The sequence below is a fragment of the Mycobacterium sp. smrl_JER01 genome (genome assembly GCF_048513595.2).
Lineage (GTDB): Bacteria > Actinomycetota > Actinomycetes > Mycobacteriales > Mycobacteriaceae > Mycobacterium.
In genome coordinates this window covers 583,867-601,262 of sequence record NZ_JBLXXK020000001.1, presented here as the reverse complement: position 1 = coordinate 601,262, position 17,396 = coordinate 583,867, and the positions used below count along the sequence as shown (strand labels likewise).

Here is a 17,396-nt window from a genome sequence, read left to right as displayed (position 1 = left end):
CCAAGTGTTAGGGTTGGGACAAGAGCACCGACGCACCCGGAGGACGCTGACCTGATGGCCGAGCCCGCACCCGCCACCGAACAGAACGAGGCGAGGCGCACCGAGATGCTGCGCGCCGCAGCCGAGCTGATCTGCGAACGCGGCTTCGGCGACACCCGCATCGCCGACGTGGCCAGGCGGGCCGGGGTGAGTTCGGCACTGGTGATCTACTACTTCGGTACCCGGGACCGCCTGTTGGTGGACGCGTTGCGCTATTCCGAGGAGTCGTTCTACGAGGCGGCCGAGAAGATGCTCGCCGAGATCCCCTCGGTGCGGGAACGTCTGTCCATGCTGATCCGATGGACGTGCGTGCCCACGGCCGACAACGAGATCCCCGGTGCGTGGGGGCTCTGGTTCGATCTGTGGGCTCAGGCGTTCCGGCACAACGAGATCAAGGCGGGACGGGTGGAACTCGACGCGCGCTGGCGGACGATGATCGTCGACGCGATCGGCTCGGCCGACGACTACGAGGTCGACGCCGCGGTGGACGCACGGATGTTCGCGCTCGAGTTCGCCGCGATGCTCGACGGCCTGTCGATCCAGGTGGCGCTGGAGGACCCCGAGATCGACTCCGACGTCGCCTATGACATCGCGATGCGGTTCGCCGAGCGTGAGCTGAACCTGACCTCCGTCGCTAGGCGGAACTGAGCTCGACCACCGGCTTGGCCGCGCTGCGCGCCAGCACCCGCACCGCGTCGTGGGTGCACACGCAGTTGACCCGGTCGCCGGGCCGATGGGCCACCGATTCCGGCCCCGATCGGTTGGGCACCTCGACGACCAGGTCCGCCGGGACCCCGACGTCGACGTGGATCTGTGTGCAATTACCCAGATAGACAACGTGTTTGACGGTTCCCTCGATGCAGTTGCGCTCCGGCCCCACCGGGGCCCCGCGGGTCTGGATGTCGATGCGTTCGGGCCGTATCACGACCGCGGCCGCGCCGCGGGCCGGTACGTCGTCGACGGCGGCGGTCAGCGTCGTGCCCAACACCGCACAGGCCGCCCGGCCTGCCGTGGTCTCCACGACCTCGGCGTCGAAGATGTTGGCCGCTCCGAGGAACCCGGCCACGAACGTGGTCGCCGGCGCCGAGTAGATCTCCTGGGGCGGCCCGACCTGCTCGACGCGACCCTCGGCGAGCACCGCGATCTGATCGCTCATCGTCAGCGCTTCCTCCTGGTCGTGGGTGACGTAGACGAAGGTGATACCGATCTCGCGCTGCATCGCGCGCAGTTCCAGTTGGAGCTGCTTGCGCAGCTTGGCGTCCAGCGCGCCGAGGGGTTCGTCGAGCAGCAGCACGCGCGGTCGCAGGACCAGCGCGCGAGCCAGCGCGACGCGCTGTTGCTGACCGCCGGAGAGCTGCGCGGGCTTGCGGCGGGCGAAGGTGTCCATGCGAACCAGATCCAGCGCTTCGCCCACCCGCCGGCGCGCGTCGTCGCGGGACACCTTCTGGTACCGCAGGCCGAACGCGACGTTGTCGGCGACGGTCAGGAACGGGAACAGCGCGTAGGTCTGGAACACGGTATTGACCGGCCTCTTGTGCGGCGGGTCGGCTGCCACGTCACGACCGTCGAGTTCGATCCGGCCCGAGTCGGGTCTTTCGAAGCCGGCGATCATGCGCAACGTGGTCGTCTTGCCGCAACCGGACGCGCCCAGTAACGAATAGAACTGTCCCGCAGGGATGTCGAGGTCGATAGCGCTGACGGCGGGGACGCCGCCGAAGGATTTCGCCAGCTGGTGCAGCCGGATCGCGCCGCCGGTCATCGGCCCCGGCCGGTCAGCGCGAGACTCCCACCGCGCCCGCGAACCCGGCGAAGTTCGCAGCGAACCTGTCGACATCCTCGGCGGAATGCTGCACCGACAACAACCATTGCTCGACCTTGCCCCACGGTGGGAGAAACACCCCACCATTGTGCTGCATGAGCCAGTGCAGATGTCCCAGTCGGGCGTCGACCTGGAGGAAATCCCGGTACTCGCGAACCGGCTGCGCGCGGAACGTCACGCACCCCTTCGCGCCGACCGTCACCACGTGCCATCCGGCGCCCGCCTCGGCCACCGCGGCCTCCAGCGCGCCGCGCAGACGTGCCGACAGTGCGTCGAGGTGCGTGTAGCTGTCCGCGGTCAGCACCTGTGACAGTGTGGCGCGGGCGGCCGCCATCGCCAGCGGGTTCCCGTTGAAGGTGCCCACCTGCTCATACCGGCCGTCGGCGATCAGCGACATCACCGCCCTGCTACCCCCGAGAGCCGCCACTGCGATGCCGCCGCCGAGCGCCTTTGCCAGGCACACCAGGTCGGGCACCACACCGGTGAGCGCGGTGACGCCGCCCGGCCCGGTGGTGAAACCGGTCTTCACCTCGTCATAGATCAGCAACGCCCCGTGGGCATGCAGCAGATCGCGCACGGCTGCCAGGTACCCGTCCGCCGGCGCGATGATGCCGGCGTTCATCATCACCGGCTCCAGGATCATCGCGGCGATACGATCCCGGTGCGCGGCCAGCGCCCGGGCCACCGCCTCGACATCGTTGAACGGCACCACGACGACGAGATCGGTGATGGCACCCGGTATTCCGCTGTTGCCCGGAACGTTGTTCGGGGCCTCACGCGGTCCGATCTCATCGGCTTCGGGCAGCACGGACACCTGCACCGAGTCGTGGTGGCCGTGGTAGCAGCCCTCCACCTTGATGACCAGGTCACGACCGGTGTAGGAGCGGGCCAGGTGCACGGCGTCCATGGTCGCCTCGGTTCCGGAGTTGGCGTACCGCCACAGCGGCAGGTCGAAACGCCGGGACAGTTCACCGGCGATCCAGATCGCATCCTCGGTGGGCTGAGCGAAATGCGTGCCACGCCTGACCCTTTCGGTCACGGCATCGACGATCGCCGGATGCGCGTGCCCGGCGATGGACACCCCGTAGCCGCCGTGCATGTCCACATACTCGGTGCCGTCGACGTCGTAGACCTTCGAGCCGCTGCCGTGGCTCATCCAGACCGCCTGAGGTTCGGCGATCTGCCAGTTCGAGGTTGCCCCGCCGGCCAGGTGGTGACCGGCCTGCGCGATCAACTCGGTGCTGCGCGGTTGCCGCCGTAGGAAGATCTGCTCCTGCTCGGCGATCCGCTCGTCGATGCCTGCCGTGGTCACGTGCGTCGCCGACGAAGACACCGCGGATCCTCCGCTCGTATCGGTTGACTGAGCATTCAGTCTATGCAACAGTCCTACCAGCGACAAGACGCGAGATCAAACGGGGAGGCCCTGATGCCAGCACCCACCACCCGCCGACAGTTCCTGACCCGTGCAGCACTTCTCGCGGCCACCGCACCCGGGCTCGGAGCCCTGCTGAGCGCCTGCGGTGGCGGCTCGGATTCCGCCGGCCCCGCCCCGAGCCTGCAGCTCGCCTCCCCGGACAACCCGGTCACCTGGGACATTCCCGAAGACAATCAACCGATCGCCGACGGCCTGGCTCCCGAGCAGGGCACCTTGAAGCTCTACAGCTACGCCGACTACGTCAGCCCGGACGCGGTGAAGTCCTTCGAGGACAAATACGGTGTCACCGTGGAGATCTCGACATTCAACGACGGCGGTGAGGCGCTGACCAAGCTGCGCAGCGGGGTCGACTTCGACATCTACAACGCCAATTACACCGAGATCAGCCGGTTGGTCAACGGCGGTTTGCTGCGACCTTTGAACCACAGCTACATCACCAACATCGGCAATGTGTGGCCCAGCTTCACCAATCCCTGGTACGACCAACAGTGGCGGTACAGCGTCCCGTACACCATCTACACCACCGGCATCGGGTGGCGCACCGATCAGGTGCCGGCCGACATCGCCACCCTGCCCAACCCGTACGACGCGTTGTGGGATCCGCAGTACCGCGGTAAGACCGCGGTACTCGACGATTGGCACACCACGATGGCGATGGTGTTGCTGCGCAACGGCATCACCGACGTCAACACGTCCTCGGAGGCCGACCTGGCCATGGTGGGCGAACAGCTGCGCAGCCTGATGGCGGCGACGTCGCCGCGGGTCACCATCACCGCCTACAACGACCTGCCGGCCGGGCAACTGGGGCTGGCCGCGATGTGGTCGGGCGACATCATCAACGCCCAGTCCTACCTGCCGGACGGCACCGGGCCCGAGGTGCTGCGCTACTGGTTCCCCGCCGACGGCCGGGGCATGGTGGACAACGACATGCTGGTGACACTCAAGGGTGGGAAGAACCCGGTGCTGGCGCACCTGTTCCTCAACCACATGCTCGACCCCGAGGTCGCGATGCAGAACTTCACGGCGGTCGGCTACCAGCCGCCGCAGAACTCCATCAACCCGGCCACTCTGGTCGCCGAGGGCTTCATCCCGGAGAACCTCTCCGCCGCGATCGTCGACCCGCAGTGGTTCGACACGGGTTTCCGCGTCCTGGAACTCGATCCCGCCAACGAGGCCGCGTGGCAGGACGTCTGGCGCACGTTCAAGGCCGGCGGCTCCTGAACCGGTCCCGCGGGATCTGGCCCGCACTCGCCGCACCCGGCGTGATCTGGCTGCTGCTGTTCTTCGTGGCGCCGATGTACGTGGTGCTGTGCATCGTGTTCGGGACCGTCGACCCCATCTTCCGCACCGCGGTGCCGGTGTGGAATCCGCTGCAATGGGACCCTACCCAGTTCATCTACGTGCTGACCCACATCGTCGGACCCGACGGTGTGTACGGACCGGCCCTGCTGCGCACCGCGGTGTTCGTGTTCACCGCCAGCGCACTGTGCCTGCTGATCGCGTTCCCGGTCGCATACTACGTGGCGCGGCTCTCGGGTAGCCGCAGAGGACTGCTGTTGACCCTGTTGATCGCACCGTTCTGGATCAGCTACATGATGCGGATGTTTGCGTGGGTCAACCTGTTACAGGACGACGGATTGGTCAACTCCGTCCTCGGCCTCGGCGGGGTGTTCACCCCGCAGATCAACTGGCTCAACGGACAGCCCGTCGTGGTGATCCTCGGCCTGGTCTACGGCTATGTGCCGTACATGATCCTGCCGCTGTACGCCGGTCTGGACCGGCTGTCCCAGCCGGTGCTGGAGGCCTCACGCGATCTCGGTGCCGACCGGCTGTCGTCGTTCTGGCGGGTGACGCTGCCGCTGAGCCGTCCGACCATCGTGGCCGCGGTGTTGCTGACCTGTCTTCCGATGCTCGGCGACTATTTCACCAGCGACATGCTCTCGGCATCGCCGAAGACGGCCATGGTCGGAAACCTGATCAACGACAGCGTGCTGACCCCGGGCCAGACCGGGCAGGCCGGCGCATTCGTCGTGCTGGTTTTCCTGGTGGCACTGCTGCCGATGCTGTACTACATCAGAGTCACCGCCCGCCGCGACGAGGTGGCGTCGTGATCCGGCCCGGCCGCGGGCCGATCGCGTGGTGGAACGATCCGTGGCGCCCGCCGCGCGTGCTGGTCGCGGTCACCGTCGGCTACCTGCTGTGGTCACTGCTGCCGGTGCTGATCGCGGTGCTGTACTCCTTCAACGACGGCCGTTCCCGCACTGTCTGGCAGGGCTTCTCGTTCCGCTGGTACTGGGGCGACGAGACGCTTTCGGTGTGGCATGACGCCACCCTGCACAACGCGCTGCTGCAGACGTTGCAGCTGGGCGTGCTCACCACGATCATCACCGTGCCGCTCGGGGTGCTCTTCGCGCTCGGCATCGACCGGTGGCGGGGCAGACTCCCCGCGGGAGCCAACTTCCTGATGCTGCTCGCCTTCGTGCTGCCCGAAGTGCTGCTGGCGGTGTCGCTGCTGTTCGTGATCACCACGGTGGCCTTGCCGATCCAGCTCGGAACCACCGCGCAGGTGATCGGCCTGGTGACCTTCCAGGTCTCCTATCCGGCGGTGTTGGTCCGGGCCCGGCTGGCCACCATCGGCCCGCAGTACGAAGAGGCGGCGATGGATCTGGGTGCGTCACCGCTGGGAGCGCTGCGCCGGGTCATCATGCCGATGCTGATGCCCGCGATCTTCGCGAGCACGGTGCTGGTGTTCGCCGACGTCATCGACGACTTCGTCCTGGTGCGCTATCTGTCCGGCGGCGCCGCGTCCGAACCGGTGTCGGTGAAGATCTACAACACCGCCCGCGGAGCGCCGACCCCGGCTCTGAACGCGTTGGCCACCTTGTTGCTGGTGACCGCGCTGACCGCGGTGACCATCGGGTACCTGGTGTTCCGCCGGATGACCCGCAACGACGAGACCACCGCCGACCGGGGTATCGGCGCCTTCGCCGGAGAGGTGTAGGTCCGCGCACACTGGCGCCGCCATGCCCCCGGCCCTAGACTGACTGTATGTTCAAACAGTATCCGCCGGCCCCGTTGCCCGCCGACGGTGTGGCGGCCGCGCTGGCCCCGTTCGGCCGGTCCCGGATGCTGCCCCGGGAGGCTTACGTCGACCCCGCCGTCTTCGCCTGGGAGCAGCGACACCTCTTCTCCGGGTGGACCTGTGTGGGTTACACCGCCGACCTGGGCGCGGTCGGCGCCCAGAAGGCGGTCGGCGCGGGCCCCACCGGGGTTCTGCTGGTGCGCGGCGAGGACCGTGTCCGGGCGTTTGCGAACACCTGCCGGCACCGCGGCCACGAACTGCTGCCATGTGCGGGCACCACCCGGGGCCGCGCCATCGTGTGCCCCTATCACGCCTGGTCGTACCGGCTGGACGGAACCCTGCGCAACGCACCCGGTTTCGGCGACGCGGAGCACTGCTCCGGCGGGGAGTTCGATGCCGGGGAGTTCGGGCTCACCGAGCTGCGTCTGATCGACTGGCACGGCTGGCTGTTCGTCGATCCGAGCGGCGAGGACGCCGAATTCTGCGATCACGTCGCGGGTCTGGAGCAGATCGTCGGCCCGTACCGGCCCGAGGAGCTCGTCATCGTCGCGCGTCACTCCTACGAGCTGGCCACCAACTGGAAGGTGATCGCCGAGAACTACCAGGAGTGCTACCACTGTGCCAGCATCCACCCCGAACTGACCCGCATCAGCCCGCCCACCAGCGGTGCGAACATCGACCTGCCGGGCTCCTGGATGGGCGGTTGGATGTCGATCGTCGACGAGGCGGAAACGATGTCGCTGACCGGCAAGAGCGGCGGCGTGGCGATCGAGGGCCTTTCCGATCACGAGAGACGCAGTGTCATGTACCTGGTCGGCTATCCCAACCTGTTGGTCAGCCTGCACCCCGACTATGTGATGACGCATCTGATGACACCGCTGGCCGCCGACCGCACCCACGTCGAGTGCGCCTGGGCCTTCCCGAAAGAAGTTGCCGCCCAACCGGATTTCGACCCGTCGTATGCGGTCGACTTCTGGGATCTCACCAACAGACAGGATTGGGCGGCATGCGAGTCGGTGCAGCGCGGGCTGAGCAGCCCGCACGCCACCCCGGGACCGCTGGCGCCCGACGAGGACGGCGTCTACCAGTTCGTCACCAGGGTGGCTAGGGCGTACGCCGGTCCCGCTGGTCACGCCCCGGCACCCCGTTGACCCCGTCGATCGACTCCCCGTAGGTACCGATCGCGTACGCCGCCGCGGACGACATGATCGCCAGGGCATCCCTGTCGATGTTGTCGATGTTGTCGAGCCGGGTGTGGTAATTCGGATCGAACGCCACGCCTTCCCGTCCACCCCAGAGCCGGGCCTGCACCTCGGTCTTTCGTTGCGAGGAACCGGTGGTGAGCCCGCCGACCGGTACCCCGGCGGCCAGAAACGGACCGTAGTCGGTGATGCGGGTCAGCGGTATGTCGGCAGGGCGCACCCCCGAGAGCTGCAGCCGGCCGGCAAGTGTGCGTTCGATACCCGCCGAGCCCTTCGGCGCCGGGGTGATCTCGCCGGTCTCGGTGGACTGGTCACCGTCGTCGGTGAAGTACCCGGCGTTGGGTGAGCCGACCATGTCGAAGTTGAGGTACAGCGCGATGTCGTCGAGGTCTTCCTTGCTGAGCGACTGCAGGTACTTCCTGGTGCCGTCCATCGAGATCTCCTCGGCGCCCCAGAACGCGAACCGCACCGTGTTGGCGACCTGCGGTTGTGCGCCCAGTTGCAGCGCGGTCTCCAGCACCGTGGCCACACCGGAGCCGTTGTCGTTGATGCCGGGGCCGGACGCCACACTGTCGAGATGCGCGCCGACCATCACGACGTTGCGGTCGTCGCCGGTTCCGGTCTGTGCGATGACGTTTCGTGACGTCGTCAGGACCGGGCGGTTGTCCAGGACGAGCGTGACCGGCGCCTCGGTGCGACGCAGCGCGGCGTCGGCTGTGGGTTCGATGATCCCCACCGGGATGGTCAGATCGTGGTAGTAGCCGGGGGTGAACAGGGTCGGCGGAGCCCCGACGGGCCGCGACGGGGTGGCCTGACTGACCACGAGCATGCCGACCGCACCCTCGGCCAGTGCGACTCGTTGTTTGGTCACCACCGAACATCCGCTGTCGTCGACCACGGTGACGGCCCCGCGCACGGACACGTCACCGTAGTCGGCGGCGGCGCAGCCCGCGGCGCGGCGGGGCCGCAGCGTGATCGCCCGCAGTCCCCCCGCCTGAGTGGTGAGCAGCAGCGAGGCCTGCTCGACGCGGAAGTCGCGCCCACCGACCGTCAGCCGCGGGCTGCCACCCTGCGAGCCCGACAGCCGGTCGAACTCCGGCGTCGCCACATCGAAACCCTTGTCGCGCAGCATCTGTGCCACATAGTCCACGCTGGCGTGGTAGCCGGGCGAACCGTCGGCGCGGTTCCCCCCGTGGGTGTCGGCGATGTCCTGCAACGCCTGCAGATGCCGGTACACCCCGTCGACGGTCACCTTGTCGGCCAGTTCCTGGCCCAAGGGCGCAGGCGGCGGGCTGCCGGTCGCACATCCGGCGAGGAGAGCGAGCACCGAGACCAGCGCCGCGACCCCCCGCGCCGACACGCTCGTCACTGGTCGGTCAGTTGGTGCCGGACACGGTCGTCGCGCACCGGTATCCCGTTGCGACCGCTCTGATCCTGAGCATAGAGCCCCACCGCGTAGGCGACACCACTGCCGTGGATCTGCATGGCGGTGCGGTCGATGTGCTCGAGGGTGTCCGACTCCTTGTGGTAGTTCGGGTCGAAGGGCTCATCGGCCTGCCCGCCCCACAGCTCGGCCTGCTCCGGCGACATCTTGTCCTCCGCGCCCGAGAACAGGCCGCCCGCAGGCACTCCCGCCCGGGTGAAGGCGTCGTAGTCGGACCTGCCGTTGTACGAGGTGTCCTGACCCGGTTTGCCGGCCCGGTCGAGATAGGCCGTCAACATGCGCTCGATACCCGCCGAACCCTCGGGTACCCGCGGCACACCTTCGCCCGGCCCCGGCGGTGTCGACTGGTTGCCGTCCATGGTGAAGTACCCGGGATTCGGAGATCCGACCATGTCGAAGTTGAGGTAGAGCGCGATGTCCTTGAGCGCCTCGGCGTCCAGAGAGCTCACATAGTCGTTCGAGCCGAGCAGCCCCTGCTCCTCGGCGCCCCAGAAACCGAACCGCACCGCGTAGTTGACCTCGGGTGAACTACCCAGCTGCACAGCTGTTTCCAGCACGGCAGCGACGCCCGAGCCGTTGTCGTTGATGCCGGGACCTTCCGGCACGCTGTCCAGGTGCGCACCGACCATGACCACGTCGGAGGTGCCCCCGGTCTTGGTCTGCGCGATCACATTGCGGGTCTGTTCGACGCGGACACCGGCATTGAGGTTGAGCACCGCCGGTGCGCCCTGCTGAGCGCGCAACCGGTCGCCGATCTCCTTGGTCACGTAGACGACCGGGATCTTGACGTCGGTGGACTCACCCAGCGTGCCGGCCCCGAGGTCGCTGCCGTCGTTGTTGGCCACGATCAGCGCCGCGGCACCCAGATCGGCGGCCACCGCCTGTTTACCGCCGAACGGGCAGGCGCCGCGGTCGACGAGCACGACCGCGCCCTGTAGTCGCAGGCCGTCGTAGTCGCCGGCCGTACAGCCGGGCGTGTCCTCCGCCGGGGCCGCCACCAGCGGCCCCGACGCCCCATCGGGACCGGTGCCGATGGTGAACTGCATCGGTCGCGCCTCGGCGCCGGCACCGGCCACCACCAGTGACGGCTCGTCAGCCCACGGGATGCGGACCTCGAATTGCGGGGTGTCCACCACGAACCCGTTGTCCCGCAGTGTTTCGGCGACGTACTCGACGCTGGCGTCGTAGCCGGGGGTGCCCAGTGCGCGGTTGCCACCGTTGGCGTCGGCGATCTCCTGCAGCCTGGCCAGGTGCGCCATCAGCGCGTCGGCGCTGATCTGCTGCGACAACCCGTCGGCGAACTCGGCGGCCAGTGCGGGTTCGGGGGCGTGCTGCGGCTCGGGAGCTACCTCTCGGCTACAGCCCGCCACGACCAGTACGGCGACAGCCAGCACGGCCAGGAGTCTTGAGCGGGTCACGCCACCACGTTAGCGCGACCCGCCGCGGGCCCCGAGATGGTCGAGGACCGCCGCGGCGGTCTCGGCGGGGCGTTCGATCTGGACGAAGTGCCCGGCATCCTCGATCAGCACCACCCGGCTACCGGCGGGCAGCACCGCACCGATCCGTTCGGCGAACCCGGCCTGCATCGCACCGTCCTGCTCGCCTTGGATGTGCAGGATCGGCACCCGTGGCAGCGCGAAGCACCACCTGTGCAGATCCGCATAGCGGGCGGCGGGACGCGATGGCCGGACCACGGCCCGGTAGTAGCCCACCGCAGCCCGGCGGTGCGCCGGGCTCGGCAGCGCGCACAGCGCGTCCTCCAACTCGGCAGCGGTGTCATGACCCGCGGGACCCCAGTCCCGCCACAACCTCGGGATGACGCGCGGTAGCAGTCGTTCGGGCAGCCCGGGCAGCTGGAAGAACAGGATGTACCAACTGTTGCGAAGCTGGCGCGGCATCATGCGCAGCTGCCGCAGTATCGGGCCGGCTGCCTCGTTGATCGCCCGCACCGGCGGCACCGCGATCGAGATATGTGCGGCGAAAGGAGATTCCGGGTAGGCCGCGATCGCGCTGGCGGTGAACGCACCCCAGTCGTGACCGATCAGCACGGCGTCCGAGGGCGCACCGAGTTCGCGGTGCACCGCCAGCGCGTCATACATCAGCGCACCGATGTGGTAATCCCCGTCGGGAGCGGGACCGGTCGGCGCGTAGCCTCGCGCGAACGGCGCCACCACCCGCATCCCCTTCTCGGCGAGCAGCGGCGCCAGCTTCTGCCATCCCCAGGCGCTGTCGGGGAAACCGTGCAGGCACAACACCAGACGACCGTCGGGTGGACCCCACGCCAGCGCCTCGACCTGCAGATGCGGCAGGCTCAGGGTGAGGGTCTGCGGTGCGGTCACGTTGTCCTCTCCGTCAGGCGGTCGCCCGCAGTACTTGTCCGGGATCACCTGTGCGGCACCGGGTCACCGAGGTCCGCCGGATCAGGTGTCACGCCGGTTGACGGCGACGAGCGCCGCGGCGAACACGACCACGACCACGACCATGAAGTATGCCAGTGCTCCCACATCGCTCCAGGGCAGCGCGAACTCCGGGAACGGCCACTGCACGTCCAGGAAGCGCAGCACGTTGGCGAACGGCAGGTAGGGGCCGATCTGCCAACCTCGGCCGGGCAGGTTCGCCAGCAACGGCTCGACCAGCAGCGGCCACAACAACAGCACCGTCACCGCGCCCGCGGTGTGCCGCAACAGCACCGCGACACCGACGCCGAGTACGGCGGCCAGCGCGGCGTAGAGGGCCACGGCGGCGGCGAAACCTGCAGTGGCCGCGGGCGTGAGCGCATCGCCGACACCCGGATCGGCGAACCACCGCGCGACCAGCGCGGCACCGATCACCATCACCGCCGCCGACACTGCCGAGAACACCGCCGCGACAAATGCTTTGGCGCAGACCACCAGGGTCCGGTCCGGCGTCGCCATGAACGTGGTGGCGATCAGACCGCTGCGGTACTCCCCGGTGACGGTCATCGCTGCGACGATCATCAGCACCGGGACGCCGAACACCGCCACCCCCAGCCCCGCGTCGGGCGGGGTCAGCCGCGCGTAATCGTAGGCGACGGTGGCCTGCAATGCGGCCAGCGCGAAACTGAGCCCGGCAGCCGCCGCCACCGACCACAGCGGCGAACGCAACGTGGTCAGCTTGATGCGTTCGGCGTTGACGACGGCGGCGGCGTTACCGGTCATCGGGTCCTGCCCCGGTACTCGGTGGCGTCGTCGGTCAACGCCAGATAGGCCTGCTCCAGCGAGACCTGCTGCGCGGTGAGTTCGTGCAGCGCGAGCGCGTGCCGCGCCGCGATCTCGCCGACCGTCTCGGTGGTGGTGTCGCGCACCGTCAGCGCGTCGGTTCCGGTGACGACGGTCAGTCCGGCCGCGGTGAGCGCGGCGCGCAGGTCCTCCAGGCGTGGGCTGCGGACCCGGACCAGTGCCGCGCCGGTGTTTCCGATGAAGTCGGCCACCGTGGTCGCCGCGATCAGCCTGCCCTTTCCGATCACGACCAGACGGTCGGCGGTATTGGCCATCTCCGACAACAGGTGGCTCGACACCAGCACGGTGCGGCCCTCGCCGGCCAGCGTGCGCATCAGCGTGCGGACCCAATGGATCCCCTCGGGATCGAGACCGTTGACCGGTTCGTCGAACAGCAGCACCGGGGGGTCACCGAGCAGCGCAGCGGCGATGCCCAGCCGCTGGCTCATCCCCAACGACAGTGTCGCCGCCCGCGAGCCCGCCACCGCGGTCAGCCCGACCACGTCGAGCACCTCGTCGGGCCGGTCCTTCGCGAGGCCGTTGGCGGCGGCGATCCACCGCAGGTGGTTGCGCACCGTGCGGTTGGGGTGCAGCTGTTTGGCGTCCAGGAGCGCGCCGACGGTGCGCAGTGGATTCTTCAGTTGCCGGTATGTCTTGCCGTCGATGGTGGCGCTGCCCGAGGTGGGGTGGTCGAGGCCGAGCAGGATCCGCATCGTCGTGGTCTTGCCCGCACCGTTGGGCCCCAGAAACCCGGTCACCACGCCGGGTTCGATGGTGCAGGTCAATCCGTCGACGGCCCGGAACGGGCCCCGCGAGGTTCGAAAGACCTTGGTCAGCGCCGACAGTTCGATCACGTGGTCGCCGCCACGACGAGATCGGCGACCGCGCGCATCCCGTCGGCGTTGGGATGCAGTGGCGCGGGCCGACCCGGGATCGGGACACCGAACCGGGTGGTCCATGGTTCCCGGGACCAGGCGTGGTGTTGCCTGCTGGCTTCCGCGGCGCGCACCAGGCCGCAGCCGGTGGCAGCGGCCGCGTCGGCGGTCAGTTGTTCCAGCGTGGCCGCGATGTGCCGGCCCAGCGTCAATTCGGCCGGGGGCAGCGGGGGCGCGTCCCCGGTCGCGGGCAGCAGGGTCAGGTAGTCGACGAACAGCACGGTGGCCCGCGGTGCGCGTTGGCGGAGCTGCCGACCGACCTCCACCAACGCGCTCCCGACCTCGCCGAGCGCGAGATACCGCGCCGCCGGATCGAGCAGATCGCGCATCCGGGGGCCGAGTAGCGGCACCGAACGCAGCAGCCGGGGCAACCCGGCCACGAACAACATCGGGACGTAGCCGGCGTCGTTGCCGCCGATCGTCACCGTGACCAGTGACTCGGTGCCGTCGAGGGCACTGATCTGTGGCGGCGCGCCGTGCTGCGATTCGGACAACACGTGGGACGTGGTGGCGCCGGAATAGGTGACGTCGACCAGGTCGAGACCGAGCGCGTCGGCCACCAGGTGCGGATAGTTTCGTGCCGAACGTCCCGCCGCGCGCGGTGAGCCCGGCACCCGGGGCTTGATCCCCGGCCCGGCGGCCATCGAAGAGCCCAGGGCCACATAACGTTTCACAGCGCAGGGCGTTTCACAGCGCGGGGCTGCTTGCCTGGGCCCAGAACCTCTTCGGGATACGGCCGGCCCGCCGCGCCAGATAACCGGCCCGCACGGCGGAGGCCATCGCGGCAGCCATCGCCGGCGGATCCGCGGCGCGGGTGACCGCGCTGGCCAGCAGCACGGCGTCGCACCCCAACTCCATGGCCAGCGCGGCATCGCTGGCGGTGCCGATCCCGGCGTCGAGGATGACGGGCACCCCGGCCGCGTCGACGATCATCTCGATGTTGTGCGGATTGGCGATGCCCAGCCCGGTGCCGATCGGTGACCCGAGCGGCATCACCGCGGCGCAGCCGATGGCCTCCAGGCGCCGGGCGAGAACCGGGTCGTCATTGGTGTACGGCAGCACCACGAAGCCGTCATCGACCAATTGTTCGGCGGCGCGGACCAATTCGACGGCGTCGGGCAACAGGGTGCGCTCGTCGGCGATCACCTCGAGCTTGACCCAGTCGGTGTGCAGCGCTTCGCGGGCCAGTTGGGCGGTCATCACCGCTTCGGCCGCGCCTCGGCAGCCGGCGGTGTTGGGCAGCGGGGTGATGCCCAAACGGGCCAACAGGTCGAGCACACCGGTTCCGCCGTCGGCGTCGACCCGGCGCATCGCGACAGTGGTCAACTCGGTTCCGGAAGCAGCCAGCGCCGATTCCAGAACCGCGAGGTTCGTGGCTCCGCCGGTGCCCAGGATCAGCCGGGACCGGAATTCACGGTCGGCGATGCGCAGCGCGCCCGTCGACACGTCGCCCACCGTCACATCAGTCACCGTCACATCAGTCACCGTCATATCAGCCACCCTGCACCGCCGTCACCACTTCGACCTTGGCCCCGTCGGTCAGCGCGGTGTCCCACTGCGACCGTGGGATCACCGACCAGTCCACCGCGACGGCGATTCCCTTCTCCGGGAAGCCGAGTTTGTCCAGCAATGCCGCCACCGTCATGCGCTCGTCGACCTCCACTGCTTCGTCGTTGACCGTGACCTTCATCGAACCAGTGCTCCTTCCAGCTCGGCGGCGATGGTCTGCGCCGTCCACGGCGCCAACAGAAAACCCGAACGGCCGTGCCCGGTCGCCACCAGTGTCCGCTCGTCGAGCCTGCCGACGACGGGCAGGTTGTCGGGGGTCATCGGGCGCAGGCCGGCACCGACCTCGGCGAGCTCGTACTCGCCCAGCGCCGGGATCACGGCGCACGCGTCGTTGAGCAGATCGCGCACCCCGCTGACCGTCGGCGCGGTGTCGCGCCCGTGCTCATACTGGGTCGCGCCCACCACCACTCCGTCACCGCGCGGCACGACGTAGACCTGTCGCCCGTGCACCCGGGCGCGCACCACCCGCTGCGGCACCGGCAGACATCCGCGCCGCCAGCGCAATCGCAGCACCTCGCCCTTGACCGGACGCACCGGCAGACCGGGCCACAGCGTGGGGGCGTCGATGCCGTTGGCGATCACGACGTTGTCCGCGGTCAGCTCGGCCAGCGAGGTCACCGGGGGCGCCCACCGGACACCGAGGCGCTCACAGTGGGCAGCCAGCCCCGCCACCACGGCCCGGTTGTCCACCGCCAGCTCCGTCTCGGCCCGGAATCCGTGCCGGATACCCTGCGCCAGAAGCGGTTCGATATCGCGCGCCGCGGTCGTCGGTGTCACGGGATGACCCTGGTCGGTCAGCCACGTCGCGACCGTCCGCAGGTCGGCGGCATCGGCCCGGTCGACGGCCACGACGAGGGACTCCCGGGCAGTGACGACGTCGGCGGCCAACCCGTCCAGAAAGCCCTCGTGCCAGAGCCGCAGTGACTCCAGACCGATGGCGAGCAGCCGTTCCTCACCGGGCCAGCCCTCACTGTGCGGGGCGAGCATCCCGCCCGCCACCCACGAGGCGGCGGTCTGGTCGCTGTGATAGCTGTCTCGCTGGCCGCCGGCGTGGCACACCTGCACGCTCCAGCCGTCCTGCAGCGCGCGTCGCGCCACCGACAGCCCGATGACACCGCCGCCGACGACGGCCAATGTTCCTCGGGGCTGGGACGACATGTCTGGCTCCCTTCGCCGGCATGACCCGGATCAGGTGTGACGGTAAGTGCCGGCGAGCTCACTCTCAGTCCCCGTACCCGGGACTCCCGTGTGGTCGCCTACCACCCTACGTCGCGTCGCGGCTGGCACCCTACGTCGCGTCGCGGCTAGCGTTCGAGTGTGCGTACAGCCCGCGAGTCAGACAACACGGCAGGGTCAGACACATCGGACCCGCAGCCCGCCGCCAGGTCAGGGCCCCGGCTGGACCGGGCGATGCTGTACCTGTGCACCGACGCCCGCCGCGAACGCGGCGATCTGGCCGAGTTCGCCGACGCAGCGCTGGCCGGCGGGGTGGACATCATCCAGCTGCGGGACAAAGGTTCCGCAGGCGAGCAGCGGTTCGGTCCGCTGGAGGCGCGCCAGGAGCTCGCGGCGCTGGAGATCCTGGCCGACGCGGCGCGCAGGCATGCCGCCCTGCTCGCGGTCAACGACCGGGCCGACATCGCGGTCGCGGCCGGGGCCGACGTGCTGCACCTCGGGCAGGACGATCTGCCGCTGACGGTGGCGCGCCGCATCGTCGGGGAGCGCATCGTGGGCCGCTCGACGCACGATCCCGACCAGGTCGACGCCGCGGTCGGGGAAGACGTCGACTACTTCTGTGTGGGACCGTGCTGGCCGACGCCGACCAAGCCGGGACGCCGGGCGCCCGGCCTGGAGCTGGTGCGGTCGACGGCGGCGCTGGGTGTCGACAAGCCGTGGTTCGCGATCGGCGGCATCGACGCCGACCGGCTCCCCGAGGTACTCGAGGCGGGGGCGCGACGCGTGGTGGTGGTGCGGGCGATCACCGCCGCCGAGGACCCGCAGGCGGCCGCCCGCAGGCTCGCCGGGATGCTCAGCTCTGCGGGTTGAGCAGCAGCGGGATGGCGGCCGTCACCTCGCGCAGTCGATCCCAGCTCGCGGCGAAGCCCGGATGCAGCGGCAGATCGGCGACCTCGTCCTCGGCCACCCAGCGCAACTCGGCACTCTCCCGGTTGGGGACGGTGTCCAGCTGTTCGCGGGCGTCGGCGATGACCGTCGTGTACGTCCATCCGGAGACCTCCGCGGTGACCACGGTGGTCCGCACGGTGACCTGCTCGGGGGGCAGGCCGGCCTCCTCGTGCGCCTCGCGCACGGCCGCCTGCTCGGCGGTCTCGTGACTGTCCCGGGCACCGCCGGGCAGTCCCCAGGTGCCGCCCTGATGGCTCCACGGCGCCCGGTGCTGCAGCAGCACCGACGCCGAACCGTCCGGGCGGGGGGCCCGCAGCAGCAACCCGGCGGCACCATGTCGGCCCCAGTACGCATTGCCGGCCGCCGACACCACCCAGCCGTCACCGTCTCCGCGCACGCGTTCCAGAATAAGGAACTCGTCACCGAATCGTGGCAGTTGATTCGCCACACGCCGCACCGGCAGCTCTTAGAATTCCCTCATAGATGCGACCCTAGCTAGAGTTTGTGG

18 protein-coding genes are annotated in these 17,396 nt (G+C 69.2%); 6 read left to right on the top strand and 12 right to left on the bottom strand.

The features are described from left to right. Positions 1 to 54 precede the first annotated feature (54 nt). Positions 55 to 687: a TetR/AcrR family transcriptional regulator gene (locus tag ACNUDN_RS02845; RefSeq protein ID WP_419120537.1), complete on the top strand. Its 633-nt coding sequence runs from the start codon at positions 55 to 57 to the stop codon at positions 685 to 687. On the opposite strand, the gene ACNUDN_RS02840 is transcribed toward ACNUDN_RS02845, so the two are convergent. Together ACNUDN_RS02840 and ACNUDN_RS02835 are read right to left on the bottom strand one after the other, a co-directional pair. Next, on the bottom strand, positions 674 to 1,798 hold the full coding sequence (locus tag ACNUDN_RS02840) for an ABC transporter ATP-binding protein (protein ID WP_419120536.1): 1,125 nt from the start codon (positions 1,796 to 1,798) through the stop codon (positions 674 to 676). The two genes, ACNUDN_RS02845 and ACNUDN_RS02840, sit on opposite strands and share 14 nt — an antisense overlap. Before the next feature lie 13 nt (positions 1,799 to 1,811). Then, a complete protein-coding gene (locus ACNUDN_RS02835) occupies positions 1,812 to 3,191 on the bottom strand; it encodes an aspartate aminotransferase family protein (protein WP_419120535.1) in 1,380 nt (459 codons plus the stop codon). 93 nt (positions 3,192 to 3,284) lie between these two features. Between ACNUDN_RS02835 and ACNUDN_RS02830 the strand changes: the two genes are divergently transcribed. The 4 genes from ACNUDN_RS02830 to ACNUDN_RS02815 are packed head-to-tail and all read left to right on the top strand — an operon-like array spanning position 3,285 to position 7,526. Next, positions 3,285 to 4,514, top strand: a complete 1,230-nt coding sequence (locus ACNUDN_RS02830) for a polyamine ABC transporter substrate-binding protein (RefSeq protein ID WP_419120534.1) — start codon at positions 3,285 to 3,287, stop codon at positions 4,512 to 4,514. Then, complete coding sequence (locus tag ACNUDN_RS02825) at positions 4,472 to 5,404, top strand: ABC transporter permease (RefSeq protein ID WP_419120533.1); 933 nt, start codon at positions 4,472 to 4,474, stop codon at positions 5,402 to 5,404. Before ACNUDN_RS02830 ends, ACNUDN_RS02825 begins: the two co-directional genes overlap by 43 nt. Then, the gene (locus ACNUDN_RS02820) at positions 5,401 to 6,294 is read left to right on the top strand and encodes an ABC transporter permease (RefSeq protein WP_419120532.1); all 894 of its coding nucleotides are present in this window, start codon (positions 5,401 to 5,403) and stop codon (positions 6,292 to 6,294) included. Before ACNUDN_RS02825 ends, ACNUDN_RS02820 begins: the two co-directional genes overlap by 4 nt. 47 nt (positions 6,295 to 6,341) lie before the next feature. Beyond that, entirely contained in the window at positions 6,342 to 7,526 is a 1,185-nt protein-coding gene (locus tag ACNUDN_RS02815; RefSeq protein ID WP_419120531.1) for an aromatic ring-hydroxylating oxygenase subunit alpha, read from the top strand. Here the strand turns inward: ACNUDN_RS02815 and ACNUDN_RS02810 are convergent. The 9 genes from ACNUDN_RS02810 to thiO all read right to left on the bottom strand — a co-directional run bounded on the left by ACNUDN_RS02810 (position 7,480) and on the right by thiO (position 15,922). Further along, on the bottom strand, positions 7,480 to 8,937 hold the full coding sequence (locus ACNUDN_RS02810) for a M28 family metallopeptidase (protein ID WP_419124989.1): 1,458 nt from the start codon (positions 8,935 to 8,937) through the stop codon (positions 7,480 to 7,482). The two genes, ACNUDN_RS02815 and ACNUDN_RS02810, sit on opposite strands and share 47 nt — an antisense overlap. Positions 8,938 to 8,942: 5 nt before the next feature. Continuing rightward, positions 8,943 to 10,439: a M28 family metallopeptidase gene (locus tag ACNUDN_RS02805; RefSeq protein ID WP_419120530.1), complete on the bottom strand. Its 1,497-nt coding sequence runs from the start codon at positions 10,437 to 10,439 to the stop codon at positions 8,943 to 8,945. 9 nt (positions 10,440 to 10,448) lie between these two features. After that, complete coding sequence (locus ACNUDN_RS02800) at positions 10,449 to 11,360, bottom strand: alpha/beta fold hydrolase (protein ID WP_419120529.1); 912 nt, start codon at positions 11,358 to 11,360, stop codon at positions 10,449 to 10,451. Positions 11,361 to 11,441: 81 nt separating this feature from the next. Then, the gene (locus ACNUDN_RS02795; protein WP_419120528.1) at positions 11,442 to 12,200 is read right to left on the bottom strand and encodes an ABC transporter permease; all 759 of its coding nucleotides are present in this window, start codon (positions 12,198 to 12,200) and stop codon (positions 11,442 to 11,444) included. Continuing rightward, positions 12,197 to 13,114 (bottom strand): ABC transporter ATP-binding protein, encoded by a 918-nt coding sequence (locus ACNUDN_RS02790; RefSeq protein ID WP_419120527.1) that lies wholly within the window; start codon positions 13,112 to 13,114, stop codon positions 12,197 to 12,199. Before ACNUDN_RS02790 ends, ACNUDN_RS02795 begins: the two co-directional genes overlap by 4 nt. Then, positions 13,111 to 13,869, bottom strand: a complete 759-nt coding sequence (locus ACNUDN_RS02785; protein ID WP_419120526.1) for an SGNH/GDSL hydrolase family protein — start codon at positions 13,867 to 13,869, stop codon at positions 13,111 to 13,113. Before ACNUDN_RS02785 ends, ACNUDN_RS02790 begins: the two co-directional genes overlap by 4 nt. A 13-nt stretch (positions 13,870 to 13,882) precedes the next feature. Continuing rightward, positions 13,883 to 14,686: a thiazole synthase gene (locus ACNUDN_RS02780; RefSeq protein ID WP_419120525.1), complete on the bottom strand. Its 804-nt coding sequence runs from the start codon at positions 14,684 to 14,686 to the stop codon at positions 13,883 to 13,885. A gap of 1 nt (position 14,687) precedes the next feature. Next, positions 14,688 to 14,885 (bottom strand): sulfur carrier protein ThiS, encoded by a 198-nt coding sequence (thiS, locus tag ACNUDN_RS02775; RefSeq protein WP_419120524.1) that lies wholly within the window; start codon positions 14,883 to 14,885, stop codon positions 14,688 to 14,690. Further along, positions 14,882 to 15,922 (bottom strand): glycine oxidase ThiO, encoded by a 1,041-nt coding sequence (gene thiO, locus ACNUDN_RS02770; RefSeq protein WP_419120523.1) that lies wholly within the window; start codon positions 15,920 to 15,922, stop codon positions 14,882 to 14,884. The genes thiS and thiO overlap by 4 nt, the downstream gene beginning before the upstream one ends. 252 nt (positions 15,923 to 16,174) lie before the next feature. Here thiO and thiE point away from each other — a divergent pair, with 252 nt between their 5' ends. Further along, on the top strand, positions 16,175 to 16,810 hold the full coding sequence (gene thiE, locus ACNUDN_RS02765; protein WP_419124988.1) for a thiamine phosphate synthase: 636 nt from the start codon (positions 16,175 to 16,177) through the stop codon (positions 16,808 to 16,810). On the opposite strand, the gene ACNUDN_RS02760 is transcribed toward thiE, so the two are convergent. After that, a complete protein-coding gene (locus tag ACNUDN_RS02760; RefSeq protein WP_419124987.1) occupies positions 16,794 to 17,285 on the bottom strand; it encodes an NUDIX hydrolase in 492 nt (163 codons plus the stop codon). The genes thiE and ACNUDN_RS02760 overlap by 17 nt on opposite strands. Between the last annotated feature and the right edge of the window lie 111 nt (positions 17,286 to 17,396).